This is a genomic window from Rudaea sp. (assembly GCF_057139185.1).
The window spans coordinates 223719-242167 of the sequence record NZ_DBNHDN010000006.1 but is presented as its reverse complement, the minus strand read 5'-3'; the positions used below and the strand labels follow the sequence as shown (position 1 = coordinate 242167).

15 protein-coding genes are annotated in these 18449 nt (G+C 66.0%); 7 read left to right on the top strand and 8 right to left on the bottom strand.

The genetic code is table 11. The annotated features are described in order from the left end of the window. Positions 1-13: 13 nt before the first annotated feature. Complete coding sequence (locus AC16HO_RS02455) at positions 14-2017, top strand: bifunctional 2',3'-cyclic-nucleotide 2'-phosphodiesterase/3'-nucleotidase (RefSeq protein WP_395642475.1); 2004 nt, start codon at positions 14-16, stop codon at positions 2015-2017. Positions 2018-2108: 91 nt separating this feature from the next. After that, positions 2109-3800: an AMP-binding protein gene (locus AC16HO_RS02450; RefSeq protein WP_395642476.1), complete on the top strand. Its 1692-nt coding sequence runs from the start codon at positions 2109-2111 to the stop codon at positions 3798-3800. 65 nt (positions 3801-3865) lie between these two features. On the opposite strand, the gene AC16HO_RS02445 is transcribed toward AC16HO_RS02450, so the two are convergent. Beyond that, complete coding sequence (locus AC16HO_RS02445; protein ID WP_395642477.1) at positions 3866-4312, bottom strand: DUF4399 domain-containing protein; 447 nt, start codon at positions 4310-4312, stop codon at positions 3866-3868. Positions 4313-4442: 130 nt separating this feature from the next. Between AC16HO_RS02445 and AC16HO_RS02440 the strand changes: the two genes are divergently transcribed. The 5 genes from AC16HO_RS02440 (at position 4443) to pnuC (ending at position 10388) form a co-directional block, all read left to right on the top strand. Then, positions 4443-6254, top strand: a complete 1812-nt coding sequence (locus tag AC16HO_RS02440; protein WP_395642478.1) for an ABCB family ABC transporter ATP-binding protein/permease — start codon at positions 4443-4445, stop codon at positions 6252-6254. A gap of 140 nt (positions 6255-6394) precedes the next feature. Continuing rightward, entirely contained in the window at positions 6395-6727 is a 333-nt protein-coding gene (gene yajC, locus AC16HO_RS02435; RefSeq protein WP_395642479.1) for a preprotein translocase subunit YajC, read from the top strand. A gap of 108 nt (positions 6728-6835) precedes the next feature. Then, on the top strand, positions 6836-8764 hold the full coding sequence (gene secD, locus AC16HO_RS02430) for a protein translocase subunit SecD (protein ID WP_395642480.1): 1929 nt from the start codon (positions 6836-6838) through the stop codon (positions 8762-8764). 10 nt (positions 8765-8774) lie between these two features. Further along, positions 8775-9743, top strand: a complete 969-nt coding sequence (secF, locus tag AC16HO_RS02425; protein ID WP_395642481.1) for a protein translocase subunit SecF — start codon at positions 8775-8777, stop codon at positions 9741-9743. A gap of 12 nt (positions 9744-9755) precedes the next feature. Next, positions 9756-10388, top strand: coding sequence for a nicotinamide riboside transporter PnuC (pnuC, locus tag AC16HO_RS02420; RefSeq protein WP_395642482.1), 633 nt, complete (start codon positions 9756-9758; stop codon positions 10386-10388). Positions 10389-10400: 12 nt separating this feature from the next. Here the strand turns inward: pnuC and tgt are convergent, their stop codons facing one another. The 7 genes from tgt to AC16HO_RS02385 form a co-directional block, all read right to left on the bottom strand. After that, positions 10401-11507 (bottom strand): tRNA guanosine(34) transglycosylase Tgt, encoded by a 1107-nt coding sequence (gene tgt, locus AC16HO_RS02415; protein WP_395642483.1) that lies wholly within the window; start codon positions 11505-11507, stop codon positions 10401-10403. Positions 11508-11647: 140 nt separating this feature from the next. Next, positions 11648-12694 carry a tRNA preQ1(34) S-adenosylmethionine ribosyltransferase-isomerase QueA gene (gene queA, locus AC16HO_RS02410; RefSeq protein WP_395642484.1) on the bottom strand — a complete coding sequence of 349 codons (1047 nt, stop codon included), beginning with the start codon at positions 12692-12694 and terminating at the stop codon, positions 11648-11650. Positions 12695-12770: 76 nt separating this feature from the next. After that, positions 12771-12935 (bottom strand): LiaI-LiaF-like domain-containing protein, encoded by a 165-nt coding sequence (locus AC16HO_RS02405; RefSeq protein ID WP_018974141.1) that lies wholly within the window; start codon positions 12933-12935, stop codon positions 12771-12773. Positions 12936-13012: 77 nt separating this feature from the next. Beyond that, the gene (locus AC16HO_RS02400; protein WP_395642485.1) at positions 13013-15208 is read right to left on the bottom strand and encodes a hypothetical protein; all 2196 of its coding nucleotides are present in this window, start codon (positions 15206-15208) and stop codon (positions 13013-13015) included. Next, a complete protein-coding gene (locus AC16HO_RS02395) occupies positions 15195-16412 on the bottom strand; it encodes a DUF3142 domain-containing protein (protein WP_395642486.1) in 1218 nt (405 codons plus the stop codon). The genes AC16HO_RS02400 and AC16HO_RS02395 overlap by 14 nt, the downstream gene beginning before the upstream one ends. 7 nt (positions 16413-16419) lie before the next feature. Beyond that, complete coding sequence (locus AC16HO_RS02390; protein ID WP_395642487.1) at positions 16420-17022, bottom strand: response regulator transcription factor; 603 nt, start codon at positions 17020-17022, stop codon at positions 16420-16422. A gap of 203 nt (positions 17023-17225) precedes the next feature. Continuing rightward, entirely contained in the window at positions 17226-18431 is a 1206-nt protein-coding gene (locus AC16HO_RS02385; RefSeq protein WP_395642488.1) for a sensor histidine kinase, read from the bottom strand. Positions 18432-18449: the final 18 nt, after the last annotated feature.

Below are 18449 nucleotides of genomic sequence, written 5' to 3'. Positions count from 1 at the left end.
ACGGATCGTCACGATGAAACAATGGTTACTCGCAGCCGCTGCCGCGGCGTTCCTCGCCGGCTGCGCCGCTCCCGGACAAATGGCGAAGACACCCACGCAACCGGCTGCCGGCGCACGCGCGCAGCTCGCCATACTCGAAACCACCGACATCCACTCCAACGTGATGAGCTACGACTACTACAAGCTCGCCGAGGACAAAAGCATCGGCCTCGAGCGTGCGGCCACGCTGGTGCATGCGGCGCGAAAGGAATTTCCGAACACGCTGCTGTTCGACGCGGGCGACACGATCCAGGGCACCGTGCTCGCCGACTACGAGGCACAGGTCAAACCGATCGCCTGCGGGCAGGAACTGGCCGTGTACAAGGCAATGGATACGCTCGGCTACGACGCCGGCACGATCGGCAACCACGAATTCAACTACGGCCTGTCGTTCCTCAGCCAGGCCACCGGCACCGCGTTTGACGTGAGCGGCGTGCCGGTCGAACACTGCAAGGGGCCGAACTTTCCGCTCGTGCTGTCGAACGTGTTCAGCGCGAAGGACGGCAAGCCGCTGTATGCGCCGTGGAAACTGCTGACGCGCACGATCAGGACACAGGCCGCCGACGGCAAGACCATTCAGACGCCGATCAGGATCGGCGTACTCGGCTTCACGCCAACGTGGATTCTCGACTGGGACAAGCGCAACCTCGATGGCAAGGTCACGGTGATGGGTCCGGTCGAGGCCGCACAGAAATATCTGCCCGAAGTGAAGGCTGCCGGCGCCGACATCGTCGTCGCCATCTGCCACTGCGGACTCAATCCCGCGCCCTACACCGACCGGCTGGAGAACGTCGGCTGGCACCTCGCAGGCGTGGCCGGGATCGACGTGCTCCTGCTCGGCCATTCGCACGATATCTTCCCCAATCCGCAAAATCCGAAATCGCACTACGCGAACATGCCCGAAGTGGACAACGTGCGCGGCTTCGTGCGCGGCGTGCCCGCGGCGATGGGCAATTATTTCGGCAGGAGCCTTGGCGTCATCGAGCTGGCGTTGGCATGGAAGGACGGACGCTGGCAGGTCGATCGCGCGGCGAGCAAATCCGAAGTGCGTTCGGTCAAGAGCGCGGACGGCTTCGTCGCCGGCGACGAACACATCGAACAATTGGTCAAGGACGAACACGAAGGCGCAATCGCCTACGTGAAGACGCCGATCGGCCGCAGCGACTACGACCTCAGTACCTACTTCGTCGCTGCCGGCGACACTTCGGCACTGGCCTTGGTCAACGCGGCCGAACGCAACTACGCGCAGACGTACATCAAGCAGAACCTTCCGCAATACGCCGCGTTGCCCGTGCTCGGCGCCGCCTCGCCGTTCAAGGCCGGTTTCGGCGGCCCGAACGACTACACCGACGTGCCGGCGGGCACGCTCGCGATCAACAACGCAGCGGACCTTTATCTCTACCCGAACACCCTGACCGCGGTGAAGGTGAACGGCGCCGGCGTGAAGGCGTGGCTGGAAAAATCCGCAGGCTGGTTCCATCGCATCGACCCTTCGAGGCACGAGGCGCAGGAACTGGTCAACACCAAATTTCCGACCTACAACTTCGACGTGCTGCAGGGCGACCTCACCTGGACGATCGATGTGACGCGCGCCGCCGGCCAGCGCATCGCCGACCTGCGGTATCGCGGCAAGCCGGTGCATGACGATCAGGATTTCATCGTCGTCACCAACAACTACCGCGCCAGCGGCGGTGGCGGCTTTCCCGGCCTCGACGGCAGCAACATCGTCTTCTCCGCACCCGACACCAACCGCGACGCGCTGATCGGTTTCGTACGCGAGCAGCGCGAGATCACGCGCAGGAAATTCGGCGACCAGCGCAACTGGCATTTCGCCAAGGTGAAGACGGCGGGTCCCGTCGTGTTCACCTCGGCTGCCGGCAAACTCGGCATCGCGCGCGCCGCGGGGCTCGCCAACGTTGCGCTGTTCAAGGACAACGGCGACGGCTCGGCGGTGTATTCGATCGATCTGTCGCGCTGACCGGCGGCGCGAGCCAGGCGTAGCAAAGGGCGATGGACGGCTGCCGGCGCCGTTGCCATAGTTGGCGAATGGCGAGGCAGGAACGAGGGCCATGCAGCAGGTACCAAGCTATGTGAGCGGCACTTCGACGGTCCCGCTGATCGGCGAGACGATCGGCGCCTGCTTCGATCGCATCGCGCGCGAACACGCGGCGCGCGACGCGCTGATCTCGCGCCATCAGAACCTGCGCTGGACCTACGCCGAACTCGCCGATCGGGTCGACCGCGTCGCCGCCGGCCTGCTGCGGCTCGGCCTCGAACCCGGCGACCGCATCGGCATCTGGGCGCCGAACTGCGCGGAATGGGCGCTGACCCAGTTCGCCACGGCCAAGGCCGGGTTGATCCTGGTCAACATCAATCCGGCGTATCGACGCAGCGAGCTCGAGTACGCGCTCGACAAGGTCGGCTGCAAGGCACTCGTGCTCGCACCGAGCTTCAAGACCAGCAACTATCTGGGAATCCTCGGCGACATCGCGCCGGAACTCGCGCGCTGCGCACCGGGCAAACTCTCCGCGGCGAAACTGCCGGGGTTGCGTCACGTGATCCGCCTCGGCGCGGAGTCCTCCTCCGGAATGCACAACTTCGAATCACTGCTCGCCGATGCGAGCGCAGTGGAGAAGAAGCAGCTCGCGGCAATCGGCGCTCGCCTGCAGTTCGACGATCCGATCAACATCCAGTTCACCTCGGGCACGACCGGCCTGCCCAAGGGCGCAACGCTGACCCACCACAACATCCTCAACAACGGCTATTTCACCGCCGAGACGATCAAGCTCGCGCCGGGCGAGCGCCTGTGCATTCCGGTGCCGCTCTACCACTGCTTCGGCATGGTGATTGGCAATCTCGGCTGTGTCACCCACGGCGCGACAATGGTCTACCCGGACGATGCCTTCGATCCGGGTGCCGTGCTCGAGACCGTGCAGGCCGAGCGCTGCGTCGCGCTGTACGGCGTGCCGACAATGTTCATTGCCGAACTCGCCCATCCGGATTTCGCCAAGTACGACCTGTCGAGCCTGCGCACCGGCATCATGGCCGGATCGCCCTGTCCGATCCAAGTCATGCGCCAGGTGATCGAGCGCATGCACATGCAGGAAGTGACGATCGCCTACGGCATGACCGAGACCTCGCCGGTCAGTTTCCAGAGTTCGACCAACGATCCGGTCGAGCGGCGCGTGTCGACGGTGGGACGTATTCATCCGCATATCGAAGTGAAGATCGTCGACGCAAACGGCCGCGTCGTGCCGCGCGGCGAACCGGGCGAGCTGTGCACGCGCGGCTACTCGGTCATGCTCGGCTACTGGGGCGACGAGGCGAAGACCGCCGAAGTGCTCGACCGCGCCGGCTGGATGCATACGGGCGACCTCGCCACGATCGACACCGAAGGCTATTGCAACATCGTCGGCCGCTCCAAGGACATGATCATTCGTGGCGGCGAGAACGTTTACCCGCGCGAAGTCGAGGAATTCCTCTATCGCCATCCCAAAGTGCAGGACGTGCAGTGCGTCGGTGTGCCCGATGCGAAATTCGGCGAGGTACTCTGCGCCTGCGTGATCCTCAAGCCCGGCGCCCATGCCGACGAGGCCGAGCTCAAGGAATTCTGCAAGGGCGAAATCGCGCACTACAAAGTGCCGCAGTACGTGCGTTTCGTCGCCAGCTTCCCGATGACGGTAACGGGCAAGATCCAGAAGTTCGTCCTGCGCCAGGCGATGGCGGACGAATTGGGGCTCGAGGCGCAGAAGACAGCTTAGCTCAGCTTCACCTCTCCCCAAGCCCTCTCCCGTCGAGGGAGAGGGGCTTCAACGGCACGGCGCAGTCATTTGACATGCACGGTGATCTTCTTCGACACGATCGGCGGATCGAACGGTACGTGCGCGAGGTCGGCGAATTCGAGCTGCAGGGTGTGGTCGCCCGGCGTCAGCTTGATCGTGTCCTCGGTCTGGCCTTTGCCATAGTGCCTGTGTGTTGCATCGTTCGGGATCGGCAGATCGCGCGGTGGCAATTCGGCCACGTCGATCAACAGATGATGGTGTCCCGTGCCCGGTGTGGGATCGCCGGCCGGCCGTACCGCGATACCCTTGGCGCCGAACTCGACCTTGAATTCCTGTCGCACCGTTTCGCCGTCCTTCGGCGAGACGATGAACACCGATGCAGCGGCCGGCGCCTTCTTCTGCTCCACCCCGGCCGGCCCGGCCGCGTCCTGGGCGAACGCCGAACCCGCCGCCAGCGACACCAGCATTGCCAACAAGATCGACTTGCGCATCGCACTCTCCCTTTTCGACAAGGTCCAAAATCATACTCCGCGCGGCGTTAAACTGACGCGAGGCCGACGACCGGCGACATATGTGGTCACGGCTGGAAAAAACCGCCGACCGCCTCCACATCGGACCGCGATGCCATCGACCAAAGACACTCCGCGCGCCACGCTCGTCGGCGCCTTCCGCCGCCTGATGCCGACCGTTTGGCACTACCGCGGTCGCGTGTTCGCCGCGCTCGCCTTCCTCATCGCCGGCAAGCTCGCCAACATCGCCGTACCGGTCGTGCTCAAGCACCTGGTCGACGGGCTCGACGTGAAGCCGTTGCCGCTGGTCATTCCGTTGCTGCTGCTGATGGCGTACGGCGCGCTGCGCCTGTCGACCTCGTTCTTCCAGGAACTGCGCACGATCGTGTTTGCGCGCGTGCTCGCGCGCACCTCGCGCGAGATCACGCTGCGCGTGTTCGCGCACCTGCACGCGCTGAGCCTGCGCTTCCATCTCGACCGCCGCACCGGCGGCGTCGCACGCGACGTCGAGCGCGGCATGACTTCGGTCTCCGACCTGCTCGACTGGACGATCTACACGATCCTGCCCACGCTGTTCGAGATCGGCGTGATCTGCACGATCCTGATGCTCAACTACGACTGGAGCTTCACCGCGATCACGCTGGCGACACTGGTCGTCTACATCGCCTTCACCTTTTCGATGACCGAGTGGCGCCTGCGCTTCTACCGCGCCGCGAACGAGGCCGACACCGAGGCCAATGCGCGCAACGTCGACGCGCTGCTCAACTACGAGACGGTCAAGTATTTCGGCAACGAGCAGCACGAGCTGCGCCGCTTCGATGCGAGCCTGCGCAACCTCGAGGAAGCGACGGTGAAGAGCCAGAAGTCGCTGGCCGCGCTCAACATCGGTCAAACCGCGATCGTTGCGGTCGGCTTGACCCTGCTGCTGTGGCGCGCCTCGGCCGGCGTCGTCGCCGGCACGATGAACATCGGCGATCTGGTCATGGTCAACGCGTTCCTGATCCAGTTGTCGATGCCGCTCAACTACCTTGGCATGGTCTACCGCGAGGTCAAGCAGGCGTTGACCAACATCGAGCGCATGTTCGGCCTGCTCGCCGAACCGCAGGAGGTGCGCGACCCGGTGGACGCGAAGCCGCTTGTATTGCGTGGCGGCGAAGTGCACTTCGACAGGGTCGACTTCGGCTACGACGCGCAGCGCGGCATTCTGCACGACGTGGATTTCTCGATTCCGGCAGGCAAGACCGTCGCCGTCGTCGGCACCACGGGCGCGGGCAAGTCGACCCTGTCGCGCCTGCTCTACCGCTTCTACGATGTCGATGCCGGTGCGATCCGCATCGACGGCCAGGACATCCGCGGCGTAACCCAGGAATCGCTGCGCAACGCGATCGGCATCGTGCCGCAGGACACCGTATTGTTCAACGATTCGATCTACTACAACATCGCCTACGGCCGCCCCGAGGCGGGCCGCGAGGACGTGATCGCCGCCGCGCGCGCCGCGCACGTCCACGACTTCATCACGTCGCTGCCGCAAGGCTACGACACCGGCGTCGGCGAGAGGGGATTGAAACTTTCCGGCGGCGAAAAACAGCGCGTCGCCATCGCGCGCACCCTGCTCAAGAACCCGACCATCCTCGTCTTCGACGAAGCGACCAGCGCACTCGACACACGTACCGAGAAAATCATCCAGGCCGAACTTGCCGAGATCGCGCGCGAGCGCACCACGCTCGTGATCGCGCATCGCCTGTCCACCATCGTCGACGCCGACGACATCCTCGTCCTCGATCACGGTCGCATCGTCGAGCGCGGGACCCATGCCGATCTGCTCGCCCAGGGAGGGCGCTACGCGGCGTTGTGGGCGATGCAGCAACAGTCCCGCGAAGCCTCGCCCGCGGCCACGCAACGCGTCGAACTGGCCATGCCGTAGCGGAAAACAACCCGCCAGCACGCCGGCGGCCCGAACCGCCGGCGACCGCGCGGGGTGCACATCCCGCCATGCCATGCCATAATTCGCGGCCAACTTCGGCCGCCCGCTTGTCCGGCGCGGCCTCCAACAAGGGTCAAACGATGGATTTTTTCATTTCCAGCGCCTATGCGCAGGCCGCGGGCGCCGCGGGACAGCCCAGTCCGTGGCCGAGCCTGATCATGTTCGGTGCGGTCTTCGTGGCGATGTACTTCTTCATGCTGCGTCCGCAGATGAAGCGTGCCAAGGAGCAGCGCACGATGGTCGACGCCCTCGCCAGGGGCGACGAAGTCGTGACCAACGGCGGCATCGCCGGCCGCGTCACCGATGTCGGCGAGACCTTCCTCGGCGTCGAAATCGCGCCGAACGTGACGATCAAGGTGCAGAAGCAGGCCGTGTCGATGGTGCTGCCCAAGGGCACGTTGAAATCGTCCTGACCCGGCCGCATCCGTTACCCAACCCGAGAGTCGCGCCGGGCTTCGGGCTCGTGCGATGAACCAGAACAACAACCGTTGCGCCCCGAATCCGGCGCAAGAGCGATATCGATGAACGATTTTGCCAGATGGCGTTATGCCCTGATCGCGGTCGTGCTGATCCTCGGCGCGATCTATGCCCTGCCCAACATGTTCCTGCCGCAGCCCGCGGTGCAGATCTCGGCCAACCGCAACGGCACGGTCGACCAGGCGCTCAAGGACAAGGTCCAGGGCGCGCTGGAGAAGGACAAGCTCGCGTTCAAGAGTCTCGAACTGGGCAAGGACAACCTGCTCGCCGAGTTCAACGATTCGGACACGCAGAACAAGGCCCAGGCCGCGATCAGCAAGGCGCTCGGCGACCAGTACAACGTCGCGCTGAACATGGCTTCGACCGTGCCCGGCTGGCTGCGCGCGATCGGCGCAAACGCGATGCCGCTCGGCCTCGACCTGCAGGGCGGCGTGCACTTCCTGCTCGAAGTCGACCAGAAGGCGGCGCTCGACAAGATGCAGCAGCGCTACCGCGACGACATCGCCGGTGCCCTGCGCGACGCGAAGATCCGCTACGAAACCGTCAACTCGAGCGCGAACGGCATCGTCGCCACGTTCAGGAGCGAGGAAGACCGCCGCGCCGCCGGCAACGTGATCACCAAGCAGGTCAACCAGCCCGAGAAGCTCGGCGACCAGCCGCCGCTGGAGCTCAGCGACGGCACGGCGACGGCCGACAGCTTCCCGCTCATCGCGAAGGTGCGCGAATCGACCGCGATCGCCGCCTCGCGCAACACGATCTCGAGCAACCTGACCACGCTGCGCAACCGCGTCAACCAGCTCGGCGTGTCCGAGCCGATCATCCAGCAGCAGGGCGCGAACCGCATCGTGGTCGAGCTTGCCGGCGTGCACGACACGGCCGAGGCGAAGAAGATCCTCGGCGCGCAGGCCACGCTGGAATGGCGCGCGGTCGACGAAAACGCGACCGGCGCCGCCAATCTCGGCAATCCCGGTGCCTACGAAATCGCCAAGACCGGCAACGTGCCGCCCGAATCGCGCCTTTACTACATGCAGCGCCCCGGCCCGGACGGCAAGCCCCAGCCGATCATCCTGTCGAAGAAAGTCATCGCCAGCGGCAACGAACTGGTCAACGCGACCGCTATCCCCGACCCGCAGAGCGGTACTCCGGCGGTATCGATCCAGCTCAATGCGAAAGGCGGGGCGAAGATGCTGGAGTTCACCCAGCAGGCCGTCGGCAAGCGCATGGGCGTGGTCTACATCGAGCGCGTGCCGCAGACGCAGATCGTCGATGGCAAGGAAGTGCGCACGTTCAAGGAAACGCAGGAAGTCATCAACGCGGCGACGATCCAGGGCGTGTTCGGATCGCGCTTCCAGACCACCGGCCTCGGCCAGAAGGAAGCGAGCGACCTGGCCCTGCTCCTGCGCGCCGGCTCGCTCGCCGCGCCGGTCGACATCGTCGAGGAACGCGTGATCGGCGCCAGCCTCGGCCAGGACAACATCGACAAGGGTTTCAAGGCGGTGCTGCTCGGCCTGATCGCCGTGCTGATCGCGGCGGCGATCTACTACAAACTGTTCGGCCTGATCGCCGACGCCGCGCTCGTGCTCAACCTGATCCTGCTCGTCGCCGTACTGTCGTTGTTCCAGGCCACGCTGACCATGCCCGGCATCGCCGGCATCGTGCTCACGCTCGGCATGGCGATCGACGCCAACGTGCTCATCTGCGAACGCATCCGCGAGGAACAGCGCAACGGCGCGACCCCGCTCGCCGCGATCAAGGCCGGCTACGAGAAGGCCTGGGCGACGATTCTCGACGCCAACGTCACCCACCTGCTCGCCGCGGTCGCCCTGCTGTTCTTCGGCTCCGGTCCGATCAAGGGCTTCGGCGTCACCCTGCTGATCGGCATCCTGACCTCGATGTTCACCTCGGTCACGGTGACCCATGCGATCGTCAACATCGTCCACGGCAGGCGCAAACTGAAAGCGCTGTCGGTCTAGGGGTACGCACATGGAAATCTTCAACCACGACAGCAAGATCGACTTCCTGCGCCTGCGCACGATCAGCATCGGCGTCTCGATCGCCCTCCTGCTCATCTCGCTCGGCGCACTGGTCACGCGCGGCCTCAACTACGCGCTCGACTTCACCGGCGGCGTGCTGGTCGAAGCGACATACCAGGCGCCGCCCGAGGCCAACGCGATCCGCGACACGCTCGAAGCGGCGGGCTTCCACAATGCCCAGGTGGTGCCGTTCGTCGGCACCAACGACGTCGCCATCCGCCTGCAGCTCGGCGAATCCGGCGGCGCCAAGGGCGAAACCGGCGACGACCTCAAGAAGATGAACCAGGTAGCCGACAACGTCATCGCCGCGCTGAAGACGAAGAATGCCGACGTCAGCAAGAAAAGCGCGAGCTTCGTCAGCGCTTCGGTCGGCGAGGAGCTCAAGAGCGACGGCATCGTCGCGGTGATCTTCGTCATCATCGGCATCATGATCTACATCGGCATCCGCTTCGAGTGGCGCTTCGCCATCGCCGCGATCGCCAGCGAATTCCACGACACGATCATCGTGCTCGGCTTCTACGCGCTGACCCACCGGGAATTCGATGTCAACGTGCTCGCCTCCGTACTTGCCGTGGTCGGCTACTCGATCAACGACAAGGTCGTGGTGTTCGACCGCGTGCGCGAACTGTTCCGCTCCGCACGCAAGGCGGAGCCGGTCGAGATTCTCAACAAGGCGATCAACTCGACCCTGTCGCGCACCATCATCACCGCGCTGTTCACCGCGATCACGATGATCGCGCTGTACCTGTTCGGCGGGCCGGCCGTACATGGCTTCGCCCTGACCATGGTCATCGGCATCCTTGTCGGCACGCTTTCTTCGATCTTCTTCGCCAGCCCCATCCTCTACTGGCTCGGCGTGTCGAAGAAGGACCTGATGCCGGTGACGCGCGACAATTCGGAGTTGGCGCGCCGGCCGTAGTCGCAGACGCGCATGCTCGACGCGATCGGCGAATTCCTCGACGCGACTGCGTTCACCGCGCTGGCCACGCCGGTATCGAATGCCGAGCTGATCGGCTTCGCCGCCGGGGCTGGCTGCGTCTGGCTAGCGGCGAGGCAGAACGCGCTCAACTTCCCGCTCGCGCTGGTCAACGCCGTCACGTTCGGCCTGCTGTTTGCCGACAAGAGGCTCTACGGCGATGCCGTCCTGCAGGCGATGTTTTTCTCGCTCAACCTTCTCGGCTGGTGGCGCTGGTGGCGCGGCGACGGCGAGCACCATGCCCTCCCCGTCTCGCGCCTGTCGCCACGCGGCTGGCTCGTCGCGGGCGCGGCGATGGTCGTCGTGGTTCCGTCGCTGCAACAGGCGTTGATCATGATCAGCGGCGCAGCGCCGTTTCTCGACGCGGTCATCACCACGCTGTCGGTCATCGCGCAGGTTCTGCTCAACCGCAAGACGCTCGAAAACTGGTGGCTGTGGATCGTCGTCGACCTGATCTCGGTGCCGCTCTATGTCAGCAAAGGACTTTACCTCACCGCGCTGCTCTACGTGGTGTTTCTGCTGATGTGCATCGGCGCGTTGTTTTCGTGGCGGCGATCGCTGCGCGACGCCGCGCCATCGCCGGCTTGAGCGACATGCGCCCTACCCGCGCCTGCACTCATAAAACCCGGCGCTGAAATCGGCCAGTTTCCCCGCCGCGATCGCCTCGCGCAGACCGCGCATCAGGTCCTGGTAGTAATGCAGGTTGTGGATCGTCGCCAGCATCGGCCCGAGCATCTCGCCGCATTTGTCGAGATGACGCAGGTAGGCACGCGAAAACCCGCTGGCACAGGTGTAGCAGGTGCAGGCTTCGTCCAGCGGCCGCGTATCGCGCTCGAACTGCGCGTTGCGGATGCGCAGCACGCCCGTGCGCGTGAAGATATGCGCATTGCGCGCGTTGCGCGTCGGCATCACGCAATCGAACATGTCGATGCCCCGCGCGACGGCCTCGACGATGTCCTCGGGCCGCCCCACGCCCATGAGATAGCGCGGCCGGTCGGCCGGCAGCAGCGGCACCGTTTCCTCGAGCGTGCGGTTGCGCTCGTCCTCCGGTTCGCCGACCGCGAGGCCGCCGACCGCATAGCCGTCGAAACCGATCTGCAGCAAGCCGTCGGCAGACATCCTGCGCAGCGCCGGATGGGTGCCGCCCTGGACGATGCCGAACAGCGAGTTCGGATTGCGCAGATCGTCGAATGCGCGCCGCGAGCGCGCGGCCCAGCGCAACGACAGCTGCATCGAATCGCGCGCCTGCTTCTCCGTCGCCGGATACGGCGTGCACTCGTCGAAGATCATCGCGATGTCCGAATCGAGCGTCTTCTGGATGCGCATCGACTCCTCGGGCGAGAGGAACACCTGTGAGCCGTCGACCGGCGAGGCGAAGCGCACGCCCTCCTCGCTGATCTTGCGCCGCTCGGCCAGCGAGAACACCTGGAAGCCACCCGAGTCGGTCAGGACCGGCTTGTTCCAGCCGATGAACTTGTGCAGCCCGCCGAATTCGCCGATCACGTCGAGGCCCGGGCGCAGGAACAGGTGGAACGTGTTGCCGAGGATGATCTCCGCACCGATGTCGAGGATAGCCTGGGGCGTCATCCCCTTGACCGAGCCGTAGGTGCCCACCGGCATGAAGGCCGGCGTCTCGATCGTGCCGCGCGCGAAAGTCAGCCGGCCGCGCCGCGCGGCGCCATCGCCGCCGAGTAGATCGAAACGCATACCCTGTTCCTGAAATGCCGGCAAGGCGCGAAGTATACGTGCTCGCTGCAACCGGCGTTATCGGCTCGCCGCGATGCTGCCGGCGCATGGTTCGGGACCCGCAAGCGCACCCCGAACTGCACGCGGAGGTGCGGGGCCGATCAGGTCGACGGAAAGATCAGCATCGCATCGCCGTAGGAGAAGAACCGGTACTGCCGCTCGACCGCGTGCCGATAGGCGGCGAGCATCAACTCGCGCCCGGCATAGGCCGAGACGAGCATGAGCAGGGTCGACTCGGGCAGATGGAAATTGGTGATCAGCGCGTCGACGCTGGTGATCGCATAGCCTGGGAAGATGAAGATCTGCGTCTCGCCGGCGAACGGTTCGACCACGCCCTCATGCTTGGCCGATTCGAGCGCACGCACGACAGTGGTGCCGACCGCGACCACGCGCCCGCCCTGCGCGCGCGTGCGCCGCATCTTCTCGACCAGCTCGGCGCCAACGTTCAACCACTCGCGGTGCATGACATGGTCTTCAAGCTTGTCGCGACGTACCGGCTGGAACGTGCCCGCGCCGACGTGCAGGGTGACGTAGCCGAAATCGACGCCTTTCGCGCGCAGCGCATCGAGCAGTGGCGCATCGAAGTGCAGTCCGGCCGTTGGCGCGGCGACCGCGCCAGGCATTTGCGCGAATACGGTCTGGTAGCGCATTTCGTCGTCGGCGTCGATCGAAGAACCCTCACCGTCGTCACGCTCGATGTACGGCGGCAGCGGCATGCGGCCGAGCCTGGGCAGCAACTTTTCCAGCGGTTCGTGCGACTCGAAACGCAGCGAATAAAACTCACCCTCGCGACCGAGCACGAGCACGGTGCTGTCGTCGCCGAGCACGATGCGCGAACCTTGCTTCGGCTTCTTCGATACGCCGAGCTGGGCCAGCGCCTCGTGCGTTCCGGTGATGCGCTCGATCAGGATCTCGACCGTGCCGCCGGTTTCCTTGCGCCCGTACAGGCGCGCGTGGAGCACTCGGGTGTCGTTGAAAACGAGCAGGTCGCCTGCGCGCAGGTAGTGGGGCAGATCGGTGAACTGGCGGTCGGCGAATTCGCGCGCGCCGGCATCGACGACGAGCAGGCGGCTCGCCGAACGTTGCGCCAACGGCACCTGCGCGATCAGCTCGCGCGGCAAATCGTAGTGGAAATCGGTTTTTTTCAACGAAGGCGCAGGATTGGGGGCCGAGGGCCGATTATCGCCGATACGCGCGGCCCACGCCGCCGCCGAAGCCCGCGGGCTACTTCGCGCCCGACTGCCAGCGCTGCACGCCGATCGCGATCAGGATCAACGGCCACCACTTCGCGATCAGGTGCCCGACATCGGGAATCAGGTTGAAATTCGCAAGCAGGAAAAACACACCGAGGCCGATCAGGATCAGGCCTGTGGTCTTGTTTGCGGACATGGACAAGTCTCGATGAGTTTGCGCGCGATCGCGCGAGCAGGATTGTCGACAAACGCAGATGAATTGCCGCTGTCCATTTACGCCTGCTTTGCCGGCGCCCTGCGCCTGCCCCATTTCCACCACCATCCTGCCACAAGCAAGATCAGGCCGATTGCCGCGTACGGCGCATTGCGCCGAATCGTGTGCTTCCACCACGCCACGCGCTGCGCATGCAGGCGCGCGGCGGCACCGGCAAAGTCGGGCTCGGGACAGGTGCGGCCGAACGCCCTGCCCCAAGGCACATACGGACCCTGCCTGAGATAGCGTGCGTAGAGTTTTTCCGCGGCCGGCGGATCGCGATCGATCAGCCACGCCGTCGCGTGGCAGAGTACGGCGGCGAAGGCCTGCGTGCGCGCCGGCAACAGATCGGCCGCTTTCGACGCGAAATCGACCGCGTTGTAGCGATAGTGGAATCGCTCCAGCGGCTGCGCGCGGCTCGACGCAACCCGAGCGGCCTCGTCGCGACCCGACAACGTCTTCGGCACCGCGATGTCCTTGCGTGCGGGCCGCGGCGCTCCGGGCGTGGCGGCCGCATTCGCAGCGGCAACGGCATCGGCATCGTTCCAACCGCCACCCAGATCGAAGTTGCCGGCATAGACCTGATAATCGGGATCGAGCTCGTAGCCGATCAGATCGAGGCCGTCGAAGCGCGCCGAGTGCGCCGCGGCATACCACCCCTTGGCCTGCGCGATGCGGCCTCCGCCGCTCGCGGCGCGACGTGCATCGACATAGGCCTGCGCCTTTTTCTTCAACGCCGCATCGTCGAAATATTTCAGTGCCTCGTCGTAGCGCTCGGCACGCAGCAGGCGGCGCGCGAGCAGCGCGCGTAGCGCGGTCGCTGCATCGGCCGGATTGCCGTAACCGCCCTCGCCATCGACCGCCGCAGGCTTCGGCGTCGGCTTGCCCACATGCGCGTCGACGAACGATTTCAACTCGTCCACGCGGAGCACGCGCTCGGCGACATAGGCCGCATCGGGCCAGTAAAGCGATGCGGCATTGTAGAGATGCTCCATCGCCGCGAGGTATTCGCCGCGCGACAGCGCCAGCGTGCCGCGTTCGCCCTCAACCCGGCATTGCGGCTTGATCGTCTCCGGCCCGAACGCCGCGGCATCGCGGTTCTCGCCCCATTCCTCGTCCGCCGGAAACGCTTTCGCCGCCTGTGCGTAGGCCTGCGCGGCCTCGTCGGCCTTGCCGGCGCGCAGGGCGAGCTTGGCACGCACCCACCAGGCGAGCCCGCTGCTGTCCTTCCGCGCGAGCGCAGCGGCGAGATCGTATTTGCCGCTGCGATAGGCAAGCGCGGCGACGCGGTCGGCACCGGCAACCTTGTCGATGCCGGCGCGCGTGACTGCGTCGAGAAAATTTTGCATGCGCGCATCGCTCGCGGCCTTCGACCTGGCGACTTCCTCGGGCGGACTCTCGCCGTCGATCTGGGTATCGATCAACTCGCTGCTGCGCGTGAACAGGTAGGCGGTCATCAGGCGCTGGCCGATATCGGCGCGCACCACGCGTTCCAGCCGCGCCGGATCCTTGATCGTCGCGCGCGCGATCTGCAGCAGCGAATCGCGCCCCGATCGCGAACCGGCGGCGGCCTGCTGCGCGTACAGCGCGATCGCCGCCGCATCGTCGCCCTTCTGCAGACGCTCGCGCGCATCCTCGCCGAGGCTGGCCACGGCAAGCCCGTACGGATCGGCCGCCCCCTTGGCGACTTCCTCGCGCAACGCCGCGTGCAGCGTCGCCGCATCGCCGATCTTCGCGAGCATGTACTGCGCCCACAGGCCGTAGTGCGCGCGCTCATCGGCAGGCAATTCGAGCACGCTGTTGAAACGGCGCTGCGCCTCGGCGACATCGTGCTTGGCCCAGGCCGCAGCGCCGGCAAGATAACGCCGCGCCTCTTCCGGCAGGCCGTTGGCCGCGGCGTAGGCAGCCGCCGCATCGTTCGCCGCGCGCGCCGCGGCGACGTGCGCGTACTGCGCGCCGAACCAGCCGCGCTCGATGCGTTCGCGCAACGAGCGCGACTGGCCATCGACGTACTCGTCAATGTCGTCGACCGCCTTGAACCCTGGTGCCGCAACGAGATGTGCCGCCTCGAATGCAAACGCGCCCTCGGGCAATTTGTCCAGCGTCCACGCGCGGTCGTGCAGCAGTTCGGCCGGAAAATCCGGCCCGCAGGCCGGCGCGGCCACTGGCAGCGCCGCGGCGAGTGCCGCGAAAACGAAAGTGTTACGGAGATTCATTCACGGATTCCCTGTCGATCGATGCACAGCGCATCCAGCCGATGCGCCACTCGTGGCCTGCGCGCAGTATCGTATCGGTCGTCGGAAAAAACCGCCAACCCGCAGCCGACTTCGCGATGCGGAATCCGGCCAGCGCATCCGCCGCAGTGCACGCGTTCGCGGCGATCTCGACCGATGCCGGCAGCGGCGCATCAAGCGTGCCACGATTGCCAAGCACGATGTCGGCGGCGCCATCGCTCGCCGTCTGCACGCGCACGCCGAAACCGGGTTTCAAGTCCGTGCCGGCGATCACCGCATGCAGTGTCGTGGTGCTCCACGCGCGGCGATCATCCTCACCCGGCAGGCGAAACCAGACGATGCCCGCCAGCAGCGGCGGACGTGCGCGTTCCAATTTGCGCAGCAACGTCGAGACCGTGCGCGGATCGACGCGCAGTTCGCGCGTACGCAGCGCCTCGATCGCACGCGGCATCTCGCCTTCAACCGCGACGGCAGTCCCCTCGTCGTCATAGCCGACGCGCAGCCCGTAGACCGGCAACGCCACCCGAAACGGCGCGGGCGCGATGCGAGCGTAGGCATCGATCCAGCGCTGCGCTTGCGCGGCGTCGAACAGACCCGTCTCCCCGGCACCCGCTCGCGGTGCGGCAATGGCGTGGACTTGCAGCACCGAGGCATCGACCCGACCGAGCACGCGCGTGAGCGCTGGTGCGCCGATCCAGGTCGGCAGCGCGGTGATCGACAGTGTCAAGCCGACCGGCAGGCGTGCGCGCAGCTGCGCGAGCAACTCGGCGTAAGCGTCGAGCTGCGCCGTCGCGCAGTCGTGATCGATTTCGACACCGGCGAGCGGCACGCCCGCAGCGCGCCACGCCGCGGCGGTTTCATCGATGCGATGCGCAACGATGTCAGCCGACGGTGGCGGCCGGCTGCCGTTGAGGCGCAGCACCGCGACCACCGGCTTGCCGCTGCGCGCAAGCAGGTCGAGGCGAGGCGAGGCATCGATCAGGTCGCCGCGCGTGGTCGATTCCGCGGCAAGCACGCGCCAGCCGCTGAAATCGCCGCGCATCGCAGCCAACGACGCGGCGATCGCCGGCGTCCATTGCCGTTGCCAGATGTAGGCCTGATGATCGAGTGGACGCGCCGGCCGCGGCGCGCACGCCGACGCTGCAATGGCAAGAACGGCAAGCGTCAGCCAGGCGGGAACGCGCATGCGTCGGTTACAGCCAGCCTTTCTGCCGCGCCAGCCGATAGGCCTCGATGCGGTTGCCGACGCCGAGCTTGCCGATCGCCTCGGAAAGATAATTGCGCACGGTGCCCTGCGAGAGATGCAGTTGCTCGGCGATGTCGCCGGCCGAGGCGCCCTCGCCAGCGAGGCGCAACACCTGGCGCTCGCGGTCGTTGAGCGGATCGGCCTCGCTCCAGGCTTCGAGCGCGAGCTGCGGGTCGATCGCGCGGCCGCCGCGATGCACGCGGCGCAGCGCGTCCGCCAACTGGTCGGCCGGCGCGTCCTTGAGCAGGTAGCCGCTGACACCAGCGTCGAGCGCGCGGCGCAGGAAGCCCGGCCGCGCAAACGTGGTGACGATGACGACCTTGCATTCGAGCCCGCGCTCGCGGATGCGCCGGGCGAGCTCGAGGCCGGTCAGGCGCGGCATCTCGATATCGGTGACGACGACGTCGGGTACGTCGCGCTGCACGAACTGCCACGCCTCCTCGCCATCCGCGGCGCTGCCGATCACGTCGAGATCGGATTCGAGCTTCAACAACGCGGACAAGGCGCCGCGCACCATGGCTTGGTCTTCGGCGAGCAGGACTCGGATCATTTCCGTCGAGGACTGAGGATGGAGGACAAGCATAGCTTTTCCCTTCTCCTGTCGGGAGACACTTCGGCAGGATTGCCGAAGTGCACGGCGAAGCCGCCCGGAGGGTGAGGGCCATGGATGGCCCGAATGCACGTGCCCGAAGAACGGATCAGGGAACGGCCTTGCGATGTACGGCGGCCGACGCAAGCCGTGGTGCGCTGCCCTCATCCGGCGCTTTGCGCCACCTTCTCCGGGTGGGAGAAGGAGAGTGTTTGTGCCTGCGGCAACGGCGCAGTCACCTTCACCACCGTACCCCGGCCTTGCTGCGAATCGATCTGCAGTTGCGCGCCGATCGCGGCGAGGCGTTCGCGCATGCCGGCAAGGCCGTTGCCCGGCACGATTGCGCCGCCGCGGCCGTTGTCTTCGACGCGCAGAATCACCTTGCCCGCAGTGGCTTCGAGCGCGATGCGCGCCGCGCTCGCGCGCGCATGGCGCTGGATGTTGGTCACCGCCTCGCGCACGCACATCGCGAGCGCGGTTTCCATTTCGACCGGCATGCCGGCGTCGGCGAGCGTGTAGTCGAGATGCACGCCGTCCGATTCGAGCAGCAGCTTGGCCGACGCGACCTCGGCCGCGACACCCGCGGCGCGGATGCCGGTGACTGCGCGCCGCACCTGTGCAAGCGCGTCTCGCGCGACGCGCTCGACGTCGAGCATTTCGCGCTTCGCCGCCGCCGCGTCGCGATCGAAGAGCTTGTTCGCAAGCTCCGATTTCAACGCGATCAGCGACAACGTGTGACCGAGCAGATCGTGCAGATCGCGTCCGATGCGTTCGCGCTCGGCGGTGGCGGCAAGGCGGCGGATTTCGTCGTGGCTCAAGCGCAATTGCACCTGGCGACGCTCGGCAATATCGCGCATCAAGGCGCCGCCAACCACGCCGAACATCATCAACGCGAGCGACACCACGAGCACGAGCGGCCACTGAAGCAACCACAGCGCGTCAACGACGAACACGAGCCACACCACCATGGCCAAGGCGATCCGCTGCCGCATCGTGCCGTAATGGACGAGTACGACCCCGGCGTAGACCAGCGATGTCACGCCACCACTGTGGTTGTACGGCATCGCGGCCACGCCAACCGCGACGAGCGCGACGCCGAACAGCCGCACCCAGCGCACCGGCCGGTTGAAGGCAAGAAAAGTCAGCACGCCGGTGGCAACGAAGCCGGCGAGCGTGACGGGCCAGTATTCTCGCGCAAGCGGGTTGAACGTGGCGTCGAGGAAATACCAGAGCAGCCAGATGAAGTTGATCAGCCATTCGCCGCCCGGAACGTCCTCCGGATGATGGCGCACGGTGATCGAATCGGGTGCCGGCGCGAGCCATCGCCATGGCGAAGATGAGATGCGCGAAGCGTTGCGGGTATTTGCCATGTTTCGATCGAATCCGTC

What these genes read in the sequence shown, in the direction of transcription:
- AC16HO_RS02445 (WP_395642477.1), bottom strand. Translation starts at nt 4,312, where the DNA reads ATGCGCAAGTCGATCTTGTTGGCAATGCTGGTGTCGCTGGCGGCGGGT.
- AC16HO_RS02440 (WP_395642478.1), top strand. Translation starts at nt 4,443, where the DNA reads ATGCCATCGACCAAAGACACTCCGCGCGCCACGCTCGTCGGCGCCTTC.
- AC16HO_RS02395 (WP_395642486.1), bottom strand. Translation starts at nt 16,412, where the DNA reads ATGCGCGTTCCCGCCTGGCTGACGCTTGCCGTTCTTGCCATTGCAGCG.
- AC16HO_RS02405 (WP_018974141.1), bottom strand. Translation starts at nt 12,935, where the DNA reads ATGTCCGCAAACAAGACCACAGGCCTGATCCTGATCGGCCTCGGTGTG.
- AC16HO_RS02450 (WP_395642476.1), top strand. Translation starts at nt 2,109, where the DNA reads ATGCAGCAGGTACCAAGCTATGTGAGCGGCACTTCGACGGTCCCGCTG.
- AC16HO_RS02400 (WP_395642485.1), bottom strand. Translation starts at nt 15,208, where the DNA reads ATGAATCTCCGTAACACTTTCGTTTTCGCGGCACTCGCCGCGGCGCTG.
- tgt (WP_395642483.1), bottom strand. Translation starts at nt 11,507, where the DNA reads ATGCGTTTCGATCTACTCGGCGGCGATGGCGCCGCGCGGCGCGGCCGG.
- secD (WP_395642480.1), top strand. Translation starts at nt 6,836, where the DNA reads ATGAACGATTTTGCCAGATGGCGTTATGCCCTGATCGCGGTCGTGCTG.
- AC16HO_RS02455 (WP_395642475.1), top strand. Translation starts at nt 14, where the DNA reads ATGAAACAATGGTTACTCGCAGCCGCTGCCGCGGCGTTCCTCGCCGGC.
- pnuC (WP_395642482.1), top strand. Translation starts at nt 9,756, where the DNA reads ATGCTCGACGCGATCGGCGAATTCCTCGACGCGACTGCGTTCACCGCG.
- secF (WP_395642481.1), top strand. Translation starts at nt 8,775, where the DNA reads ATGGAAATCTTCAACCACGACAGCAAGATCGACTTCCTGCGCCTGCGC.
- yajC (WP_395642479.1), top strand. Translation starts at nt 6,395, where the DNA reads ATGGATTTTTTCATTTCCAGCGCCTATGCGCAGGCCGCGGGCGCCGCG.
- AC16HO_RS02390 (WP_395642487.1), bottom strand. Translation starts at nt 17,022, where the DNA reads ATGATCCGAGTCCTGCTCGCCGAAGACCAAGCCATGGTGCGCGGCGCC.
- AC16HO_RS02385 (WP_395642488.1), bottom strand. Translation starts at nt 18,431, where the DNA reads ATGGCAAATACCCGCAACGCTTCGCGCATCTCATCTTCGCCATGGCGA.